Raw genomic sequence first — 14,420 nt, 5'->3', positions numbered from 1 at the left:
GACGGGCTACCGCGGGATGCGCCCGCTGCTGGACGCGCAGATCGTCCGCGACCTCCGGCGCGACTCCGGCTTGTCGGCTCCGGACTACGACGTGCTCTCCGACCTGACCGAGAGCGAGGGGAACCGCCGGCGGCTCAGCGGAGTCTCCCGTGCGATGCGCGACAGCTTCTCCGGGTTGCGTACGGCGTAGAGCCCGGTGACGAGGCCGTCGTCGACGCGGACCGCCATGACGGTGTCGATCCGTCCGTCGAGCCGGACGAGCAACGCCGGGCCACCGTTGACCTGCACCGGTTCGAGCGATATCGCGGCGCCGGCCTTGCCCAGCCCGACGGCCAGCAGACGGGCCACCTTGCCGGCCCCCACGACGGGCCGCGGCACGGCCTGCACGACTCCGCCGCCGTCGCCCAGGAGGACGGCGTCCGGCGCGAGGATGTCGAGCAGGCTCTGCAGGTCACCGGTCTCGACGGCCCGCCGGAACGCCGCCAGGACGTCGCGGGTCTGGGCCGGGGAGGCGGTGCCGCGCGGCCGGCGGGCGGCGACGTGCGTCCGGGCCCGGTGGGCGACCTGCCGTACGGCGGCCGGGCTCTTTCCGACGGCCTCGGCGATCTCGTCGTAGCCGAGGCCGAACACCTCGCGCAGCACGAACACCGCCCGCTCGGTCGGCTGAAGCGTTTCCAGCACCAGCAGCATCGCCATCGAGACGCTCTCGGCCAGCTCGACGTCCTCGGCCACGTCGGGCGTGGTCAGCAGCGGCTCGGGCAGCCAGGGGCCGACATAGGACTCCCTGCGCCGGCCGAGCGCGCGCAGCCGCATGAGCGCCTGACGGGTGGCGACCTTGACCAGGTACGCACGCTGATCCAGCACGGTGTCCAGGTCGACGCCCGACCATCGCAGCCAGGTCTCCTGCAGGACGTCCTCGGCGTCGGCGGCCGAGCCGAGCATCTCGTAGGCGACCGTGAACAGCAGGTTGCGATGCGCGAGGAACACCTCCGTGGCGGGGTCCACGCGGTCGCCACGGGCGGACGGTCCGGCCGTGTCCGCCGCGTGTTCGCCGTACTCGCTCATGACCGGCTCCTGCCTGTTCGCCCTCGGATCACGCCGTACACGAGATGCCGGTCCCCGCCGTTCTGTGACACCCGGGATCGATGGCGTATGTCACATGACCACGCTGTCACAGGGTTCGGGTCGCCGGCATCTTCTGACCGGAGAACGGAAACCGTCGACGACCTCGTATGGAGATCCTCATGAACCTCGCGCTGTGGATCGTCACCGGCGTGCTGGCCGCCGTCCTGCTGGTCAGCACGTCGAAGATGTTCGTGCCCAGGGAGAAGATCGCCTCCGTGGGCCACGCCGGGGAATGGGTCCTGGACTTCAGCCCCGGCGCTCTCCGCGGCATCGGAGTCCTCGAGATCCTGGCCGCGGCGGGTCTGATCCTGCCCGCCGTACTCGGCGTCGCGCCGGTCATGGTGCCCGTGACCGCCGTCTGCGTGGCGTTGCTGTTCGCCGGCGCGGCGACCATGCGTCTCCGCCGTGGGGAGAGGGCGACGATCGTGCCCGACCTGGTCTATCTCGCCATGGCCGTGTTCGTGGCGTGGGGCCGCTTCGGTCCGGAGTCCTTCACCGGCTGACCCGCCCCCGGCCCCGGCCGCCGCTGTACACCGTAGCCACGGAACGGCGCCGCGTGGGGAATCACCGTCCTTGACCCGCCGACGCCTTCCGAAGGCCGGCGGTCATGAGGACGAGGGGCCGTACCGGCGAGGGTGTCGACGGTAGTACTCGGTCATACGGGCCTGTGCCACCCTCACCGTCTGATCACCGAACAGGTGGTGGTACGGCCTGCCCTCGTCGAGCACGAAGCTCTCGAGCATGAGGTCGTCGCGACCGGCCGCCTCAAGGTGCCCGAACCCCTGGGTGCGGCTCTCGACCGTCTGCGCCACGGCATCGATCAGCCGTCCTTCCTCGTGGGCTCGTTTCATCTGCTGCATGAAGCGAACCGCCGCGTACTTCTGCCGGGTTCCGTCGCTGCGGGGGATCGTCACTTCCTGCCGGGCGGTCTCATAGATGTAACGGCAGTCCTCGTACAGGGCTTCGGCAGCCGCCGCCCTGTCAGCCGCCGATACGGATTCATCCATGTCCTTCTCCGCCTCGAATCGCAGGAACTGGAAGACCAGGCCCTCTCCGCCCGAGCCTGTGATCTTGCGGGTCTGCACCTTGCAGGCCAGCTGCTTCGCCTTCATGTGGAGGTTGACCCGCATGTTCTCTGTCGCCACGTCGTAGTCCTCGCCCCGCCGGATCTCCCACGGGCTCCCATCCGCCCATTCCTGCCAGGGGTATTTACGTGCCGAGTCCCCGATTTGGTCCCCGAAAGACGTCACTCTCCGTGCCATGTCCTCACCTTGGGCCACCAGGGACCATCATGTCCATCCCCGATCGGCCACGGTGATCTGCCCCTGCGTGTGAAGGCGGTGGCCTGTCGCGGCCATCCGGAAAAGCCGTTGCCGGTGCTCACGTGCCACGTAGGCTCTGGCCGTTTCACATGACGGTCTTCGCGGAATGATCCTGGGACTCGAAGCGCGGCGGCCGGGTCAGGGGAGGGCGGCGACGATGCGCTCGCGGAGCAGGGGCTTCTTCGCGGGGTCGGTGTGGAGCACCGTGGTGAGCCCGGCCTCGGCGGCGCCGGCCAGTACGGCGAGCAGGACGGCGAACTGCTCCGGCGGCTCGGCGCCCAGCAGTTCCTCCGCGTGCTCCACGATCAGCCGGACCTCTCCCACGTCCCGCAGGCAGTCGGTGAGGGCGTCCCAGTTGCGGCCGAAGTGGTCCGGCAGGCGCAGGGCCCGCGCCGCCTCCTCGAAGAAGGCCGCGCGGGTCCGGCAGGCCCGCCCGTCGACCACCGCCGGGGCCGGGGCGGTGGTCACCGTCAGCCACGGCGGCAGCGGACGTGCGGTGGAGGTCATGAGAGGTCCCAAGGGGTTCTGAGAGGTCCGCGGATCCTCGCCACGGCGAGGATCCGTGAAACGGAGCCTAGAGGCGGTAGAAGTCGGTGTAGTGGTTCGGCGAGAACCAGGTCACGCCGGTGCTGCGGTTGACGACGATCCGGTACGCGTCGCGCGCGGCGCCGTACGCCCGGGAGTACACGTCGTACTCGTAGTACGTGGCGCCGCTGGGCAGCTGGCCCTCCCGGTTGTAGAAGCGCCCGCCGGTGTAGTTGTACCTGCCGTCGGACCAGGAGTACCAGCCGGCGGTGGTGGGATATCCCTTTCCTGCCCAGATCGAGTCGGCCGAGCGCGCGTCGGCGCAGCGGGTCATCGTGCAGGAGGCGTAGACCGACGCGTGGGCGGGGACGGCGGTGGTCACTCCGGTCAGGGACACGACGGCGGCGATCACGACCATGAGTCGCTTCGCCCAGGACGGCCGGAAGCGGTGCGTGGGGGGCACGGGGTCCTCCTTGCTGGGGGGAGAGGGCACCGTCAGCATCTCTTACGGGGTGAGTCAGAACAAAGGGTCAGAGCGCTACGAACCCATGAATTTCACACGACACCTGCCGAGGTGTTCACCCGGGGCCTTCGAATGGGCCTGCGAAATGGCGAGGCGGAGAACGTCACACCTTTTTCAGGACGATCGAATCGGGGACCAGCTTCTCCAGATCGTCCATATCCGAGGTGAAAAGGGTCACCTGTCCCTTCTGCTGTCGCGCGATGACCGCCAGCACCGCGTCGATGGCGTACTTGTGGCCGTGCAGTCCGGCGTCCGCCAGAAGCCGGCGGGCCTGACGAGCCTCGTCCTTTCCGATGTCGGCGACGTTGATCCGGGAAAGGACCCAGTCCCAGCGTTGCTCGGTGATCCTGCCGTCGTACGCCTTGATCACGGTCATCGGAGACGTCACCACCTCCGCCTGTCCCCGGGCCGCGAGATCGAGCCAGGCGATCATTTTTCTGTCACCCCGAACGGCCAGGGACAAGGCTCGGCAGTCGAACACGAAGATCCGTAACGGCTGTTCACGCTCGCTGCTTCGTTTCCTCACGCGGCCTCTCCCGCGTTCCGCTTCCCCCCGGCGCGGCGGCGCTCGTGCTCGGCATCGAGGTCTTCCAGTTCGTGCAGCGCCGTTGCGCGTTCGTCCTCGGTGACCGGCCCGTACTCCTCCTCCAGCCAGTTCACCACCTCCAGAAGCCGATCCCGGTCACGCTTGAAGCGCAACGCCTCGGCGACGTACGCCGACAATCCCCGCTCGGCCGCATCCGTGCGGATCTCATCAAGGAGTTCTTCGGGAATCGTCACCGTTATCTTCTTGGTCGCCATACCAATGACCATGCTCCCGGTATCGATGTCCTTACCAGCGCTTCGGCGTGCTGTAGCCGCACCTTCCTCTCGCCGACGACGGCATGCGGGCGAGCCGAACCGCGGGCGTTCGGCCGAGGCGTCGCGAGAGGTCCGGGCCTCGCCGGCCCGGACCTCCGGGAGGGCCGGGCCTCACAGGAGGAACGGCAGGATCCGTTCGGCCACCGCCGGGGCCGGCTTCCGTTCCGACGGGCCCATGTGGTTGAGGCCGTCCAGGGTTTCGAGCACGGCGGTGGGAAGGGTGTCGCGGAGCATGACGAACTCCTCCCGGTGCCTCTGCGGGGTGCGGCCGCCCACCAGCAGCAGAACCGGGGCGGTGACGTCCGCGAACTCGGTGAGCCGGCCGTACTGGGCGGCGATCTGCTCGTGCTCGCGCGCGCAGGACTCCAGAAGAGGGCGCATCCGCTGCCAGGCCGGTCCGCGGAACGCCGCGCGGAACACCATCCGCAGGTACCAGTGCGGCAGCTTGGTCATGAAGGCCGGCGCGCCGCCCGACCCCTGGACGAAGTGGATGAACGCCCCGTAGGGGTCTCCGGCGGCCAGTCGCTCCCGGAAGGGGGCCATCCAGGCGGTGGGGACGGGGGCGCACGCCACCCCGGGCTCGTAGACCGCGATGCGGTCGAACAGGGAGTGCGACCGCGCGGTCTCGAGGACGACGAGGCCGCCGTAGCTGTGCCCGAACGCCAGTCGCGCCCCGGTGTCCGCCTGGACGGCGATGAGGTCCTCCACCTCCTTCTCCAGGGAGTAGCCGGGGCCCTGGGGACCGCTGGCGCCGCGGCCTCGCCGGTCGACGACGTGCACCGTGAAGGACCGGGCCAGAGGGGCGGCCAGCGGCAGGTAGTCCTCCGCGGTCTTCAGTGTTCCGCCGAGCACGATGAGGTCGGGCCCGGAGCCCATGGTCCGGTAGCCGATCGCCGTGCCGTCGGCCGAGACGGCCGTGCGCAGGGTGGAGAGCGGGGTCTGAAGGTTCTCGCTCATTTTCCGGTCTCCCTCTCCAGTCCCTCGAACGTCGCCAGCAGTCGCGCGGTGTGCTCGGCGTACTCGTCGTACGGCACGCCGCTGCGCGCGACGATCCCGGCCAGCTTGCCCTCCAGGCCCTGCTGGATGGAGGTGACCAGCCGCTTTCCCTCGTCGGTGAGGCTGAGCCGCCGGCGGTTCCCTCCGGCGGGGTCGGGCTGGACGTCGAGGAGACCTTCGGCGGCGAGGACCGAGGTCATGCGGCTCACCGACGGCTCGGTCACGCCGAGGTACTCGGCGAGGGTCCGCTGCGTCGAGGCTCCCAGCTCCCCCACGAGGGTGAGCGCCACGAAGCGGCTGTAGGAGACGTTGTACTCCGCCCGCAGGATCCGGTCGGCCGCCCGGTCCAGCCGGGCGGTGAGTACGTGGAGGTTCAGGCTCAGGCTGTGTTCCATGCCGCTAAGTTAGCAAGCTAACTTAGCCAAAGCAAGTTACTTTCCCGCGGTCCGCGCGGCGGTATGGTCCGTGGCATGCCACAGCCCCGCGAAACCGCGACGCCCCGATCCCCCGTCACCGCCGACGACGTCGACGAGGCCGTACGGCTCGCCGTGGAGGTCGTCCGCCGCGTGCCCGCGACCGCGTGGGACGACATGGCGGGCTCGCTGGAGTGGACCCGCTGGGAGACCGTCGAGCACCTGAGCGACGACCTCTTCGCCTACGCCGTACAGCTCGGCCTCCGCACACCGCCCGGCGACCGCGAGGTGCCCTTCCGCCTGGAGCGGCTCAGGCCCGGTGGCCCGCGGAACGCGATCCACGCCGACCGCGCGGCGGGGCCCGAAGGGCTGCCGCAGGTGCTGGAGACGAGCGGTGCGCTGCTGTCGGCCATGGTGCGCACGACGCCGCCCGCGGTCCGCGCCCATCACATCTTCGGGGCCTCCGACCCCGAGGGCTTCGCCGCGATGGGGATGGTGGAGACCCTGGTGCACATCCACGACGTGGCCGGGGGGCTCGGGCTCGGCTGGTCGCCGCCCGCCGGCCTGTGCGAGCGGGTGCTCGCCCGCCTGTTCCCCGACGCCCCGCGGGACGCCGGCCCCTGGGCCACCCTGCTGTGGGCCACCGGGCGCGGGGAACTCCCCGGCCGCCCCCGCCTGACCTCCTGGCGCTGGTACGGCGAGCCGCGGCCGTAGCCGCGGGCGGGTGCTCAGGCGGGAGCGGTGCTGTGCCGTACGACGATGCCGGTGGGCAGCTCCGCCCGGACCGGCGGATCTCCCGACAGCAGGGCGGCCAGCGCGGCGGCTCCCAGCTCGGGCCAGGGCTGGCGGACGGTGGTCAGCGCGGGGGTGACGTGGACCGCCGCCACCGAGTCGTCGAAACCGATCACGCTCACGTCGCCGGGTACGCGCAGACCGAGTTCGGCGAGGGCCTGGAAGACCCCGACGGCCATCGCGTCGGAGCAGGCGAAGACGGCGGTCGGCGGGACCGGCAGGGCGCCGAACATCGCGACGGTGGCCTGCCGGGCGGGCTCGCTCTGGAAGGAACCGCACGTCTCCCAGCCCGGATCGACCGGTAGTCCGGCCGTGGCCATGGCCTCGCGGTAGCCGTCCAGCCGTTCGACGGCGCACGGCACGCCCGGCCGGCCGGTGACGATCGCGATCCGTTCGTGTCCCAGTCCGATGAGGTGCGCGGTGGCGGCCCGGCCCGCGGCCCGGTTGGCCGAGGCGACGACGGGGACGCCGGGCGGGGCGTCGCGCCGCGGATCGATGATCACCGCCGGGATCCCGTGGTCGGCCAGCCACGCCCGCTGCGCGGCGGTCGGCGAGGTGCGTACGAGGAGGACCCCCGCGCTGTCGCGGGCGCCGATCCGGTCCAGCCAGGCGGGTGGCGGCCGGCCGTTCCTGGTGCGGTCCGCCACGGCCGAGACCACCAGGTCCACGCCGAGCCGCCAGGCGGCGTCCTCCACGCCACCGAGGACGGCCATGGCGTACGGCGAGCCCATACCCGGCACGACGACGTCGACCATGGTCCCCCGGCGGGGACGGGGCCGTGGCCGGTGGCCCCGCCGTTCCAGCACCTCGTTGATGAGACGGCGGGTGCGCGAGGAGACGTCGGACCGGCCGTTGAGCGCCTTGGATACGGTGGCGACGGACACGCCGGCCTCTCGGGCGATCACCGTCAGCTTCGGCAACGGGGCGGACCCGTCCTCGGGGGGCATGCCCACCACTTTCCCGCCCCGCACGAGGCGAGGGCCAGCCCGACGAATCGGAAAATTTCGGGATTCCGGCATTCGCGCAGGTGGCGCGGGTGCGGCGGGCGGCGAGCCGTTGACCCCGGAGTCCCGTTGCCGCAGGGTTTCCAGCAGACCGGCCGCGTGGCGCGCGGCCGGCGCCCGTGGAGCCCACGAAGGAGTGTCCGGCCATGCCCACCGCCCCGACGGACAGAAGGACCGGCCCCCGGACCGGAAGGACCGGCCCCCGGACCGCCGACCTCGGAGACGGCACCTACCGCAACCCCGTGCTCGACGCCGACTGGTCGGACCCCGACGCGATCCGCGTCGGTGAGGACTTCTACCTGACGGCCTCCAGCTTCTCCAAGGTGCCCGGCCTGCCCGTCCTGCACTCGCGTGACCTGGTCAACTGGACCCTCATCGGGCACGCCCTGCCCACGCTCGCCGGGCTGACCAGGCCGGAGCCGGGCCGCCGGGTCTGGGCGCCCTCGCTGCGCCACCACGACGGCCGGTTCTGGATCTTCTACGGTGACCCCGACCGCGGCGTCCACGTGCTCACCGCCGCCGATCCGCGCGGCCCGTGGAGCGAACCCCGCCTGCTCAAGGCCGGGCTCGGCCTCATCGACCCGTGTCCGTTCTGGGACGACGACGGCGGCGCCTACCTCGTGCACGGCTGGGCCCGCAGCCGCGCCGGGGTGAACAACCGGCTGACCCTGCACCGGATGACGCCGGACGCCACGCGGCTGCTGGACGAGGGCCGGATCGTCGTCGACGGCGACCGGCTGCCCGGCTACCGGACGCTGGAGGGGCCCAAGCTCTACCGGCGCGACGGTCACTACTGGATCTTCGCGCCCGCCGGGGGAGTGGCAGACGGCTGGCAGTCGGTCTTCCGCGCCCGCGACATCAACGGGCCGTACGAGGACCGGATCGTGCTGCGGCAGGGGGACACCGACGTCAACGGCCCGCACCAGGGCGCGTGGGTGGACGCCCCCGACGGCTCGCACTGGTTCCTGCACTTCCAGGACCGCGGGCCCTTCGGCCGGATCGTCCACCTGCAGCCGCTGCGCTGGGACGCCGACGGCTGGCCGGTCGTCGGCGACGGCGGGCGTCCCGTGCCGGGCGGGCGCAAGCCCGTCGCCGGATGCGAGCCCGCCGCCCCGCCGGTCAGCGACGACTTCGCAGGCCCGGAACCCGGCCCGCAGTGGCACCGGCCGGTCAACCCGCGCCCGGGACAGTGTTCGTCCGGCGATGGGATGTTAACGATCATCTGTCTTCCCGGTCCCGGTGACCTGCGCGAACACGGTGGGGTCCTGGCGCAGCGGCTGCCCGCCGGGCCGTTCGCCGCCGTCACGCGGCTGACGCTCGACGCCGGGCCGGGCGCCCGTGCCGGGCTGGTGGTCCTCGGCCGGGCCTACGCCTGGCTCGGGGTGGAGCTCACCGCCGCCGGCCCGGTGCTGGCCTGCCGTACGGCGGGCGAGGGGGAGGCGGAGCGGGACCTGGCGCCGCCGGTGCCGCTGGAACGGCCGGAGGCCGAGCTCCGCGTCGAGGTGGACGCCCGCGGCAGATGCGTCTTCCGCGCCGGCGGGGGCGCCGGCGGGGACATCGGCGCGGGTGGGGTCTTCGACGCGGTGGCGGGCGTGTGGGTGGGCGCGGTCCTCGGGCTCTTCGCGGCGGGAGAGGCGGGAGGGGCGGGAGAGGCGGGCCGCGCCTCCTTCCGGCGGTTCGACGTCTCGTTCGAGATCGCGGCCGGCACCTCCTGAGAGCCGGCACTTCGTGGGAGGGGCGCGTCCGAGTCGCCGGATGGTGGACAGCGTCCTGCCCGCCTGGTCTCTTTCGGCCGAGGAGCGCGTCCGAGCCGGCCGGTGGTGGACGGCGCCCTGCCCGTCCGGTCCCTCCCGGCCGTCGCGGGGAGAGACCGGCCGCCCGGGTCGCCGCCCGTGACACCGGCCGCTCATCGTGCGGCCGGTGTCACGTCCTGGGCCCGGTGCCGGGGACGGGCGCGGCTCAGCCGTACTCCGGGGACATGGCGGCGGCCATGTTCAGGTGCGCCGCGGCCTCCTCCGCGAGGCCCTGCCGCCGCAGGGTGCGGCCGAGCAGGAGCCGGGCGTAGGAGTCGTCCGGTGCGGCGGCGACCAGCCGCTCCAGCGTGGCGCGGGCCCGGCCGAGCTGCGCCGAGGCGAAGTAGGCGCGGGCGGCCGGCATCAGCACGTTGCGGTCGTCGCCGTGCGCGCCGAGCAGGGGCCGCAGCAGGACCAGCGCCCCGAGCGGGTCGCGCCGGTCGAGGAGGGCCTCGGCGTGGCGCAGCCGCTCCACCTCCTCGGGCAGCTCACGGCGGTCTCCGCCCCGGGCGGCGAAGTCGCGGATCACCTCGGCCGGCTGAGCGCCGGCCAGCGCGCGGTCGCCGACGACGATCGTCGGCGAGGTCGTCACGCCGCGCGCCCTGCCGATGAGGAGCAGCTCCCGCACCTCGTCCTCACCCGCTCCGGTCTCCAGCAGCGCGCCGCCGTCGGCGAAGCCGGCCTCGGCCGCGACGGCGGCGAGGGTCCGGCGGTCGGCGATGTCGGCGCCGTCGACGAAGTGGGCCCGCATCACCCGCTCGGCCACGGCGTTCTGCAGCTCCGCGCCGCCGTGCTCGTGGGCGAGGAACAGCAGGCGGTGCGCGTCGTGGCTGCTCGCCCGCCAGGCCGCGCCCCAGCGCGGGCCGATCCCCTCCGCGGCGGCGATGTCCGAGACCCGCGTCCGGCTCTCCTCCGGGGACAGGCCGGGCGCGCAGACGCGCAGCGCGGTGTCCACCGCGGGGTCGGCGAGCGCCTCCTCAAGGGGGACGGACCGCGCCGGCGCGGTGGGATCGATCCGGAACGGCCGCCACACGACCTCGACGGGGACGCCGTCGAAGGCCGGGCCGGCCAGTGCCGCCTCCAGTCGCCGCTTGCCGATGTACGCCCATCCGCAGACCACGTCCGCCCAGATCTCGATTCGCATGACGGGCAACTTATACGACATGTGTCGATTATGCAACACCTGTTGTATAGTCCCGGCATGAAGGCGGACGACCCCCGAGTACGGCGCACCCGCGCGCGGCTGCGCACAGCGGTTCTCACCCTGGCCGCGGAGAAGGACGTGGGCGCCATCACGGTGTCGGAGGTCGCCAGGTGCGCCGGGGTGAACCGGGCGACGGTCTACCTGCACTTCCCCGACGTCGACGCGCTCGTGACCGACGCCATGGAGGAGGCGGTGACCCAGGTGGCCCGGGCCGCCGCGCTGTGCCCGCGCGACGCGCCCCGCGACCGGACCCCCGAGCCGCTGACCGTCCTGTTCGGTCACGTGGCCGCCGCGGCCCCGCTGTACCGGCGGATGCTGGGGCCCCAGGGCAGCGCGCTGTTCGTCACGCGCATGCGCGAACGGCTCACCGCCGAGCTGGCCGGACGCCTCGCCAGCGGGTCCCGCGCCGGAGGGCCCGGCGACGTCCCCGCGGAGACGCACGCCGCCTACCTGGCCGGCGCCCTCACCGGTGTGATCGCGCACTGGGTCGCGGGCGACCCCCCGGCGCCCGCCGAGGAGGTCGCACTGGCGTTCTGGCGCCTCTTCCGCGCCTGACGTCCCGCCCGTCGCCCGGGACGGGCCCGGTCAGAAAGACGCGGGGAACCCGGGGAAGCGGTACGCGCCGGAGGGGTGCAACTCGGTCATGACCGGAGGCTCGTCGCACCGCTCGTCGAGCGCCGCGCGGAAGCGTCTGAAGGTCTCCAGCCGGCCCAGTACCTCCGGGCCGTGTTCGACCTCCACGAGGTGCACGAAGCCCACCTCATCGGTGAGCCGGAAGACCGCCTCGCGCACGCCCTCCGGGCGGAGCGCCGCCATCTCCTCCTGTACGGCGCGCAACGATTCGAGGTGCTCCTCCAGCCGGTCCGGCCGGATCCGGTAACGGATCATCACCCACATGGCCGGTTTCCTCCGCGTCGTGGGCCGTCGCAGATCACTGTGCCGAACCGCCCGGTCGCGCCGCGCTGAGGGAGACCGGCGGGAGACCGTCCCCCGTCCCGGCGGGCTCGCGCAGCGGCCGCAGGGCACGGGACCACGCGACCACCTCGTCCAGCATGGCCGTCATGGCCTTCTGCTGGCGCTCCGTCGGGGAGAGCACGCCGGGGTCGGCGGGATCGGTGACGACGATGTCGGTGAACATCGACAGCGCCACCTGGGTGCCCACGACCGCGACCTTCGTCTCGGCCAGGACCAGCCGCAGGTGCTCCGCGGCGCGGATCCCGCCCTCGACGCCGTACCCGACGATCCCGGCCGCCTTGTCGTGCCACTCGGCGTACAGGTAGTCGATCGCGTTCTTCAATGCGGCGGGGACGGAGTGGTTGTACTCCGGGGTGACGAACACGAACGCGTCGAACGAGCGGATCGTCTCGGCCCACCGCACGGTGTGGGGGTTGCGGTAGTCGCCGAAGATCGCCGGAAGGGGCTCGTCCAGCAGGGGCAGGCCGTACTCGGCGATGTCGACCAGCTCGACGGCCGCCTCGCCGGCCTTGGCGGCGGCGTGCCGTCCGGCGGCCTCCTCGACCCAGCGGGCCACGCCCGCGCCCCGGCGTCCGGGACGGGTGCTGCCGACGACGACGGCTATGCGGATCATCTGGGGTGTCTCCTCGTGCTCGCGGTTCCGGGGCGTCGGAGAGGACGCTCCGGTGGACGACCACCAACCTGCCGGGCCGTACGCGGCGGAGGGAGACCGGCGTGAGACTGGCCCTCGCGGGGCCACCCTCATCGGCGGCGCGGACGGTACATTCCGGCTGTGAGTGACAACGAACTGGGCATGTTCCTGCGCGCCCGCCGCGAGGCCGTCACGCCCGCCGAGGTCGGGCTCCCCGAAGGGGTACGGCGGCGTACCCCCGGGCTGCGCCGGGCCGAGCTGGCCACGCTCGCCGGGGTCAGCGTCGAGTACCTCACGCGGCTGGAGCAGGGGCGCGACCGGCATCCGTCCCCGCAGGTGCTCACCGCGCTCGCCGACGCGCTGCGCCTCTCCTCCGATGAGCGTTTCCATCTCCTGCGCGCCGCCAAGATGAGCGGTGGCCTCCTGTCCTGCCCGGGGGTCGCGCCGCCGGCCCGGTCGGTCCGCCCCACCGTGCGGGCGCTGCTGGACCGGCTCGACCCCGCGCCCGCCGTGGTGCTCAACCGGCTGGGGGACGTGCTGGCATTCACCCGGGGCTACGAGCGGCTCGCCGGCCCGATCGGGCTCCTCGACGGCCGGTCGCCCAACGTCGTCCGCCACCTGTTCACCGACGCCCGGGCCCGGACCGCCTACCCGGACTGGGATCGGGTCGCCGACGAGCAGATCGCCGTCCTGCGGGCCGCGTGCTTCCCGGCGGACCCGCACTTCGCCGGGTTCGCCGAGGAGCTGACGGTCGTCGCCGGCGCGCCGTTCGCCGCCCGGATGGCGGCGCCGGCCGCCCCTCCCGGGGTCGCCGGGAGCATGGGAGCCGAGCGGCTGGTCCACCCGGAGGCCGGTGAGCTGCGGCTGGTGCGCGAGACCCTCGAACCGTCCGGCGCGGACGGCCAGCGCCTGGTCGTGTACCTCCCCGCCGACGCCGCCACGTCCGCCGCCCTCGACCGCCTCGCCGGCCGCGCGCCCGGCGCGTTGCGCGCGGTGGCCGGCTGACGCGGCCCGGCGACCGTACGGCGCCGCGCTCCCGGCCCGGTCCGGCGGCCGTCCGGCGTCGGGTGGCCACCGGCCGGCTCGTGGTCACCCCGCGCGGGATCCGCCCGGCCGGTCCGGCGACCCGCGTCAGCGGGCGGGCGCGGGGGTGATCTGGAAGAGGGCCGCCCTCCAGGCCCCGTCCGCGCTCCGAGTCAGCGCGGTGGTGGCGAAGACCGTCATGGTCTGCGGGTCGGTGCCGTTCACCAGCATGTCGATCTCGACCCTGCTGGTGTGCACGGCGCTGCCGGGGCCCAGCGTGATCACCCGGTGGTCCGACTGTTCGGTGCGGGTGTAGGGGTTCCGGTTCTCGGCGAACCCCTTCAGGATCGCGTCCCGGTCGGTCACCACGCCCCACGGTGAGACGCTGACCGGCTCGTCGGTGAGGAAGCCGTCGTAGAAGGCGGCGTCGCCGTTCCGGTTGGCCTCCCACGCCCGGTCCATCAGATCGATGATCTCCCGCATGACCCCGCCTCTCGTTCGCACCGGATGGTGACACCGGTTTAACTGGTGTCAGAGGCTAGACTGGCGGGGTGAACAACGCAAGCGGCATCCTCCTGACACCCGGGGACGGTCAGACCTTCCGCTTCGACGCGGGGACGCTGTGCCTGGAGTTCCTGCTCACCGGCTCGCTCCCGCAGTGGGAGCGGTTGCACACGCCGGAGGACCTGGCGGCCTGGATCCCTCGGTCCAGGCTCGGCCTGCCGGACCGGATCGTGGTCGGCGAGGCCGACCTGGCCGGGGCCAAACGGCTGCGCGCCGCGATCCAGGCCCTGGCCGAGCGCGCGACGGGGACGGAGGGTGCGGCGGAGGCGCAGGGCGCGCCCGCCGTCGATCCGCGGGGCGCGCCCGCCGTCGATCCGCGGGGCGCGCCCGCCGTGCTCAACGAGTTCGCCGCCGCCCCGCCTCCCGCACCCCTGATCACGCCGTCCTTCCGGCTGGGCTGGGCGACGCCGGTGACCGGCGCGCAGTTCCTGTCCGCGGTCGCCAGGGACGCCGTCGAGCTGTTCGGCGGGCCGATGGCCTCCCGGGTGCGCGTGTGCGGCGGGGAGCGCTGCCTCCTCGTCTTCCTGGACACCTCCCGTCCCGGCGCCCGCCGCTGGTGCTCGATGGACCGCTGCGGCAACCGGCACAAGCTCCGCACCCGCCGCGACCGCGCCCCGCGGTCCGCGACGGAGGAGCCGTAGGGCCGAAGAGCCCTGAGGTTCCAGGTCG

Annotated in this window: 19 protein-coding genes; 6 read left to right on the top strand and 13 right to left on the bottom strand. The window is 73.0% G+C overall.

All coding sequences use genetic code 11. The annotated features are described in order from the left end of the window. Positions 1-84: 84 nt before the first annotated feature. Positions 85-1,065, bottom strand: coding sequence for an RNA polymerase sigma-70 factor (locus ACFYSC_RS17060; protein WP_389962007.1), 981 nt, complete (start codon positions 1,063-1,065; stop codon positions 85-87). A 179-nt stretch (positions 1,066-1,244) separates the two neighbouring features. Between ACFYSC_RS17060 and ACFYSC_RS17055 the strand changes: the two genes are divergently transcribed. Next, positions 1,245-1,628: a DoxX family protein gene (locus tag ACFYSC_RS17055; protein WP_389962005.1), complete on the top strand. Its 384-nt coding sequence runs from the start codon at positions 1,245-1,247 to the stop codon at positions 1,626-1,628. A 102-nt stretch (positions 1,629-1,730) separates the two neighbouring features. Here the strand turns inward: ACFYSC_RS17055 and ACFYSC_RS17050 are convergent, their stop codons facing one another. From ACFYSC_RS17050 to ACFYSC_RS17020, 7 genes are all read right to left on the bottom strand, one after another. Next, positions 1,731-2,270 carry a hypothetical protein gene (locus ACFYSC_RS17050; protein WP_389962003.1) on the bottom strand — a complete coding sequence of 180 codons (540 nt, stop codon included), beginning with the start codon at positions 2,268-2,270 and terminating at the stop codon, positions 1,731-1,733. Between the two features lie 315 nt (positions 2,271-2,585). Further along, positions 2,586-2,954: a barstar family protein gene (locus tag ACFYSC_RS17045; RefSeq protein ID WP_389962001.1), complete on the bottom strand. Its 369-nt coding sequence runs from the start codon at positions 2,952-2,954 to the stop codon at positions 2,586-2,588. Positions 2,955-3,021: 67 nt separating this feature from the next. Then, positions 3,022-3,435: a ribonuclease domain-containing protein gene (locus ACFYSC_RS17040; RefSeq protein ID WP_389961999.1), complete on the bottom strand. Its 414-nt coding sequence runs from the start codon at positions 3,433-3,435 to the stop codon at positions 3,022-3,024. 163 nt (positions 3,436-3,598) lie between these two features. Beyond that, positions 3,599-3,928, bottom strand: a complete 330-nt coding sequence (locus ACFYSC_RS17035) for a hypothetical protein (RefSeq protein WP_389961997.1) — start codon at positions 3,926-3,928, stop codon at positions 3,599-3,601. Positions 3,929-4,017: 89 nt separating this feature from the next. Then, the gene (locus ACFYSC_RS17030) at positions 4,018-4,296 is read right to left on the bottom strand and encodes a CopG family transcriptional regulator (protein ID WP_362936977.1); all 279 of its coding nucleotides are present in this window, start codon (positions 4,294-4,296) and stop codon (positions 4,018-4,020) included. A 171-nt stretch (positions 4,297-4,467) separates the two neighbouring features. Next, positions 4,468-5,313, bottom strand: coding sequence for an alpha/beta fold hydrolase (locus ACFYSC_RS17025; RefSeq protein ID WP_389961995.1), 846 nt, complete (start codon positions 5,311-5,313; stop codon positions 4,468-4,470). Beyond that, positions 5,310-5,747: a MarR family winged helix-turn-helix transcriptional regulator gene (locus ACFYSC_RS17020; protein ID WP_389961993.1), complete on the bottom strand. Its 438-nt coding sequence runs from the start codon at positions 5,745-5,747 to the stop codon at positions 5,310-5,312. Before ACFYSC_RS17020 ends, ACFYSC_RS17025 begins: the two co-directional genes overlap by 4 nt. Before the next feature lie 75 nt (positions 5,748-5,822). On the opposite strand from ACFYSC_RS17020, the gene ACFYSC_RS17015 reads away from it, so the two are divergent. Continuing rightward, positions 5,823-6,479 carry a hypothetical protein gene (locus ACFYSC_RS17015; protein WP_389961991.1) on the top strand — a complete coding sequence of 219 codons (657 nt, stop codon included), beginning with the start codon at positions 5,823-5,825 and terminating at the stop codon, positions 6,477-6,479. 14 nt (positions 6,480-6,493) lie between these two features. Here ACFYSC_RS17015 and ACFYSC_RS17010 read toward each other — a convergent pair whose 3' ends face one another. Beyond that, entirely contained in the window at positions 6,494-7,504 is a 1,011-nt protein-coding gene (locus ACFYSC_RS17010; protein ID WP_389961989.1) for a LacI family DNA-binding transcriptional regulator, read from the bottom strand. A 203-nt stretch (positions 7,505-7,707) separates the two neighbouring features. Here ACFYSC_RS17010 and ACFYSC_RS17005 point away from each other — a divergent pair, with 203 nt between their 5' ends. Further along, a complete protein-coding gene (locus tag ACFYSC_RS17005; RefSeq protein ID WP_389961987.1) occupies positions 7,708-9,276 on the top strand; it encodes a family 43 glycosylhydrolase in 1,569 nt (522 codons plus the stop codon). Positions 9,277-9,520: 244 nt separating this feature from the next. Here ACFYSC_RS17005 and ACFYSC_RS17000 read toward each other — a convergent pair whose 3' ends face one another. After that, entirely contained in the window at positions 9,521-10,498 is a 978-nt protein-coding gene (locus ACFYSC_RS17000; RefSeq protein ID WP_389961985.1) for a DsbA family protein, read from the bottom strand. Positions 10,499-10,555: 57 nt separating this feature from the next. Between ACFYSC_RS17000 and ACFYSC_RS16995 the strand changes: the two genes are divergently transcribed. Continuing rightward, positions 10,556-11,113, top strand: a complete 558-nt coding sequence (locus tag ACFYSC_RS16995) for a TetR/AcrR family transcriptional regulator (RefSeq protein ID WP_389961983.1) — start codon at positions 10,556-10,558, stop codon at positions 11,111-11,113. A 30-nt stretch (positions 11,114-11,143) separates the two neighbouring features. Here the strand turns inward: ACFYSC_RS16995 and ACFYSC_RS16990 are convergent, their stop codons facing one another. Both ACFYSC_RS16990 and ACFYSC_RS16985 read right to left on the bottom strand, forming a co-directional pair. Beyond that, on the bottom strand, positions 11,144-11,455 hold the full coding sequence (locus ACFYSC_RS16990; protein WP_389961981.1) for a hypothetical protein: 312 nt from the start codon (positions 11,453-11,455) through the stop codon (positions 11,144-11,146). Between the two features lie 34 nt (positions 11,456-11,489). Next, positions 11,490-12,146 carry an NADPH-dependent FMN reductase gene (locus ACFYSC_RS16985; protein WP_389961979.1) on the bottom strand — a complete coding sequence of 219 codons (657 nt, stop codon included), beginning with the start codon at positions 12,144-12,146 and terminating at the stop codon, positions 11,490-11,492. Between the two features lie 159 nt (positions 12,147-12,305). Between ACFYSC_RS16985 and ACFYSC_RS16980 the strand changes: the two genes are divergently transcribed. After that, positions 12,306-13,169: a helix-turn-helix domain-containing protein gene (locus ACFYSC_RS16980; protein ID WP_389961977.1), complete on the top strand. Its 864-nt coding sequence runs from the start codon at positions 12,306-12,308 to the stop codon at positions 13,167-13,169. 126 nt (positions 13,170-13,295) lie between these two features. Here the strand turns inward: ACFYSC_RS16980 and ACFYSC_RS16975 are convergent, their stop codons facing one another. Beyond that, positions 13,296-13,670: a YybH family protein gene (locus ACFYSC_RS16975; RefSeq protein WP_389961975.1), complete on the bottom strand. Its 375-nt coding sequence runs from the start codon at positions 13,668-13,670 to the stop codon at positions 13,296-13,298. Between the two features lie 68 nt (positions 13,671-13,738). Between ACFYSC_RS16975 and ACFYSC_RS16970 the strand changes: the two genes are divergently transcribed. After that, the gene (locus ACFYSC_RS16970) at positions 13,739-14,392 is read left to right on the top strand and encodes a CGNR zinc finger domain-containing protein (RefSeq protein ID WP_389961973.1); all 654 of its coding nucleotides are present in this window, start codon (positions 13,739-13,741) and stop codon (positions 14,390-14,392) included. Positions 14,393-14,420: the final 28 nt, after the last annotated feature.

The sequence above is a fragment of the Streptosporangium sp. NPDC004379 genome (genome assembly GCF_042873875.1).
In the GTDB taxonomy this organism is placed as follows: domain Bacteria; phylum Actinomycetota; class Actinomycetes; order Streptosporangiales; family Streptosporangiaceae; genus Streptosporangium.
Note: the sequence above shows the minus strand (reverse complement) of the source record. Positions and strands in the feature narration are given on the sequence as shown.

Bases quoted from the DNA above. Each gene is read 5' to 3' on its own strand.
- ACFYSC_RS17060 (WP_389962007.1), bottom strand. From the start codon at position 1,065: ATGAGCGAGTACGGCGAACACGCGGCGGACACGGCCGGACCGTCCGCC.
- ACFYSC_RS17055 (WP_389962005.1), top strand. From the start codon at position 1,245: ATGAACCTCGCGCTGTGGATCGTCACCGGCGTGCTGGCCGCCGTCCTG.
- ACFYSC_RS17045 (WP_389962001.1), bottom strand. From the start codon at position 2,954: ATGACCTCCACCGCACGTCCGCTGCCGCCGTGGCTGACGGTGACCACC.
- ACFYSC_RS17035 (WP_389961997.1), bottom strand. From the start codon at position 3,928: ATGATCGCCTGGCTCGATCTCGCGGCCCGGGGACAGGCGGAGGTGGTG.
- ACFYSC_RS17030 (WP_362936977.1), bottom strand. From the start codon at position 4,296: ATGGCGACCAAGAAGATAACGGTGACGATTCCCGAAGAACTCCTTGAT.
- ACFYSC_RS17025 (WP_389961995.1), bottom strand. From the start codon at position 5,313: ATGAGCGAGAACCTTCAGACCCCGCTCTCCACCCTGCGCACGGCCGTC.
- ACFYSC_RS17020 (WP_389961993.1), bottom strand. From the start codon at position 5,747: ATGGAACACAGCCTGAGCCTGAACCTCCACGTACTCACCGCCCGGCTG.
- ACFYSC_RS17015 (WP_389961991.1), top strand. From the start codon at position 5,823: ATGCCACAGCCCCGCGAAACCGCGACGCCCCGATCCCCCGTCACCGCC.
- ACFYSC_RS17010 (WP_389961989.1), bottom strand. From the start codon at position 7,504: ATGCCCCCCGAGGACGGGTCCGCCCCGTTGCCGAAGCTGACGGTGATC.
- ACFYSC_RS17005 (WP_389961987.1), top strand. From the start codon at position 7,708: ATGCCCACCGCCCCGACGGACAGAAGGACCGGCCCCCGGACCGGAAGG.
- ACFYSC_RS17000 (WP_389961985.1), bottom strand. From the start codon at position 10,498: ATGCGAATCGAGATCTGGGCGGACGTGGTCTGCGGATGGGCGTACATC.
- ACFYSC_RS16995 (WP_389961983.1), top strand. From the start codon at position 10,556: ATGAAGGCGGACGACCCCCGAGTACGGCGCACCCGCGCGCGGCTGCGC.
- ACFYSC_RS16990 (WP_389961981.1), bottom strand. From the start codon at position 11,455: ATGTGGGTGATGATCCGTTACCGGATCCGGCCGGACCGGCTGGAGGAG.
- ACFYSC_RS16985 (WP_389961979.1), bottom strand. From the start codon at position 12,146: ATGATCCGCATAGCCGTCGTCGTCGGCAGCACCCGTCCCGGACGCCGG.
- ACFYSC_RS16975 (WP_389961975.1), bottom strand. From the start codon at position 13,670: ATGCGGGAGATCATCGATCTGATGGACCGGGCGTGGGAGGCCAACCGG.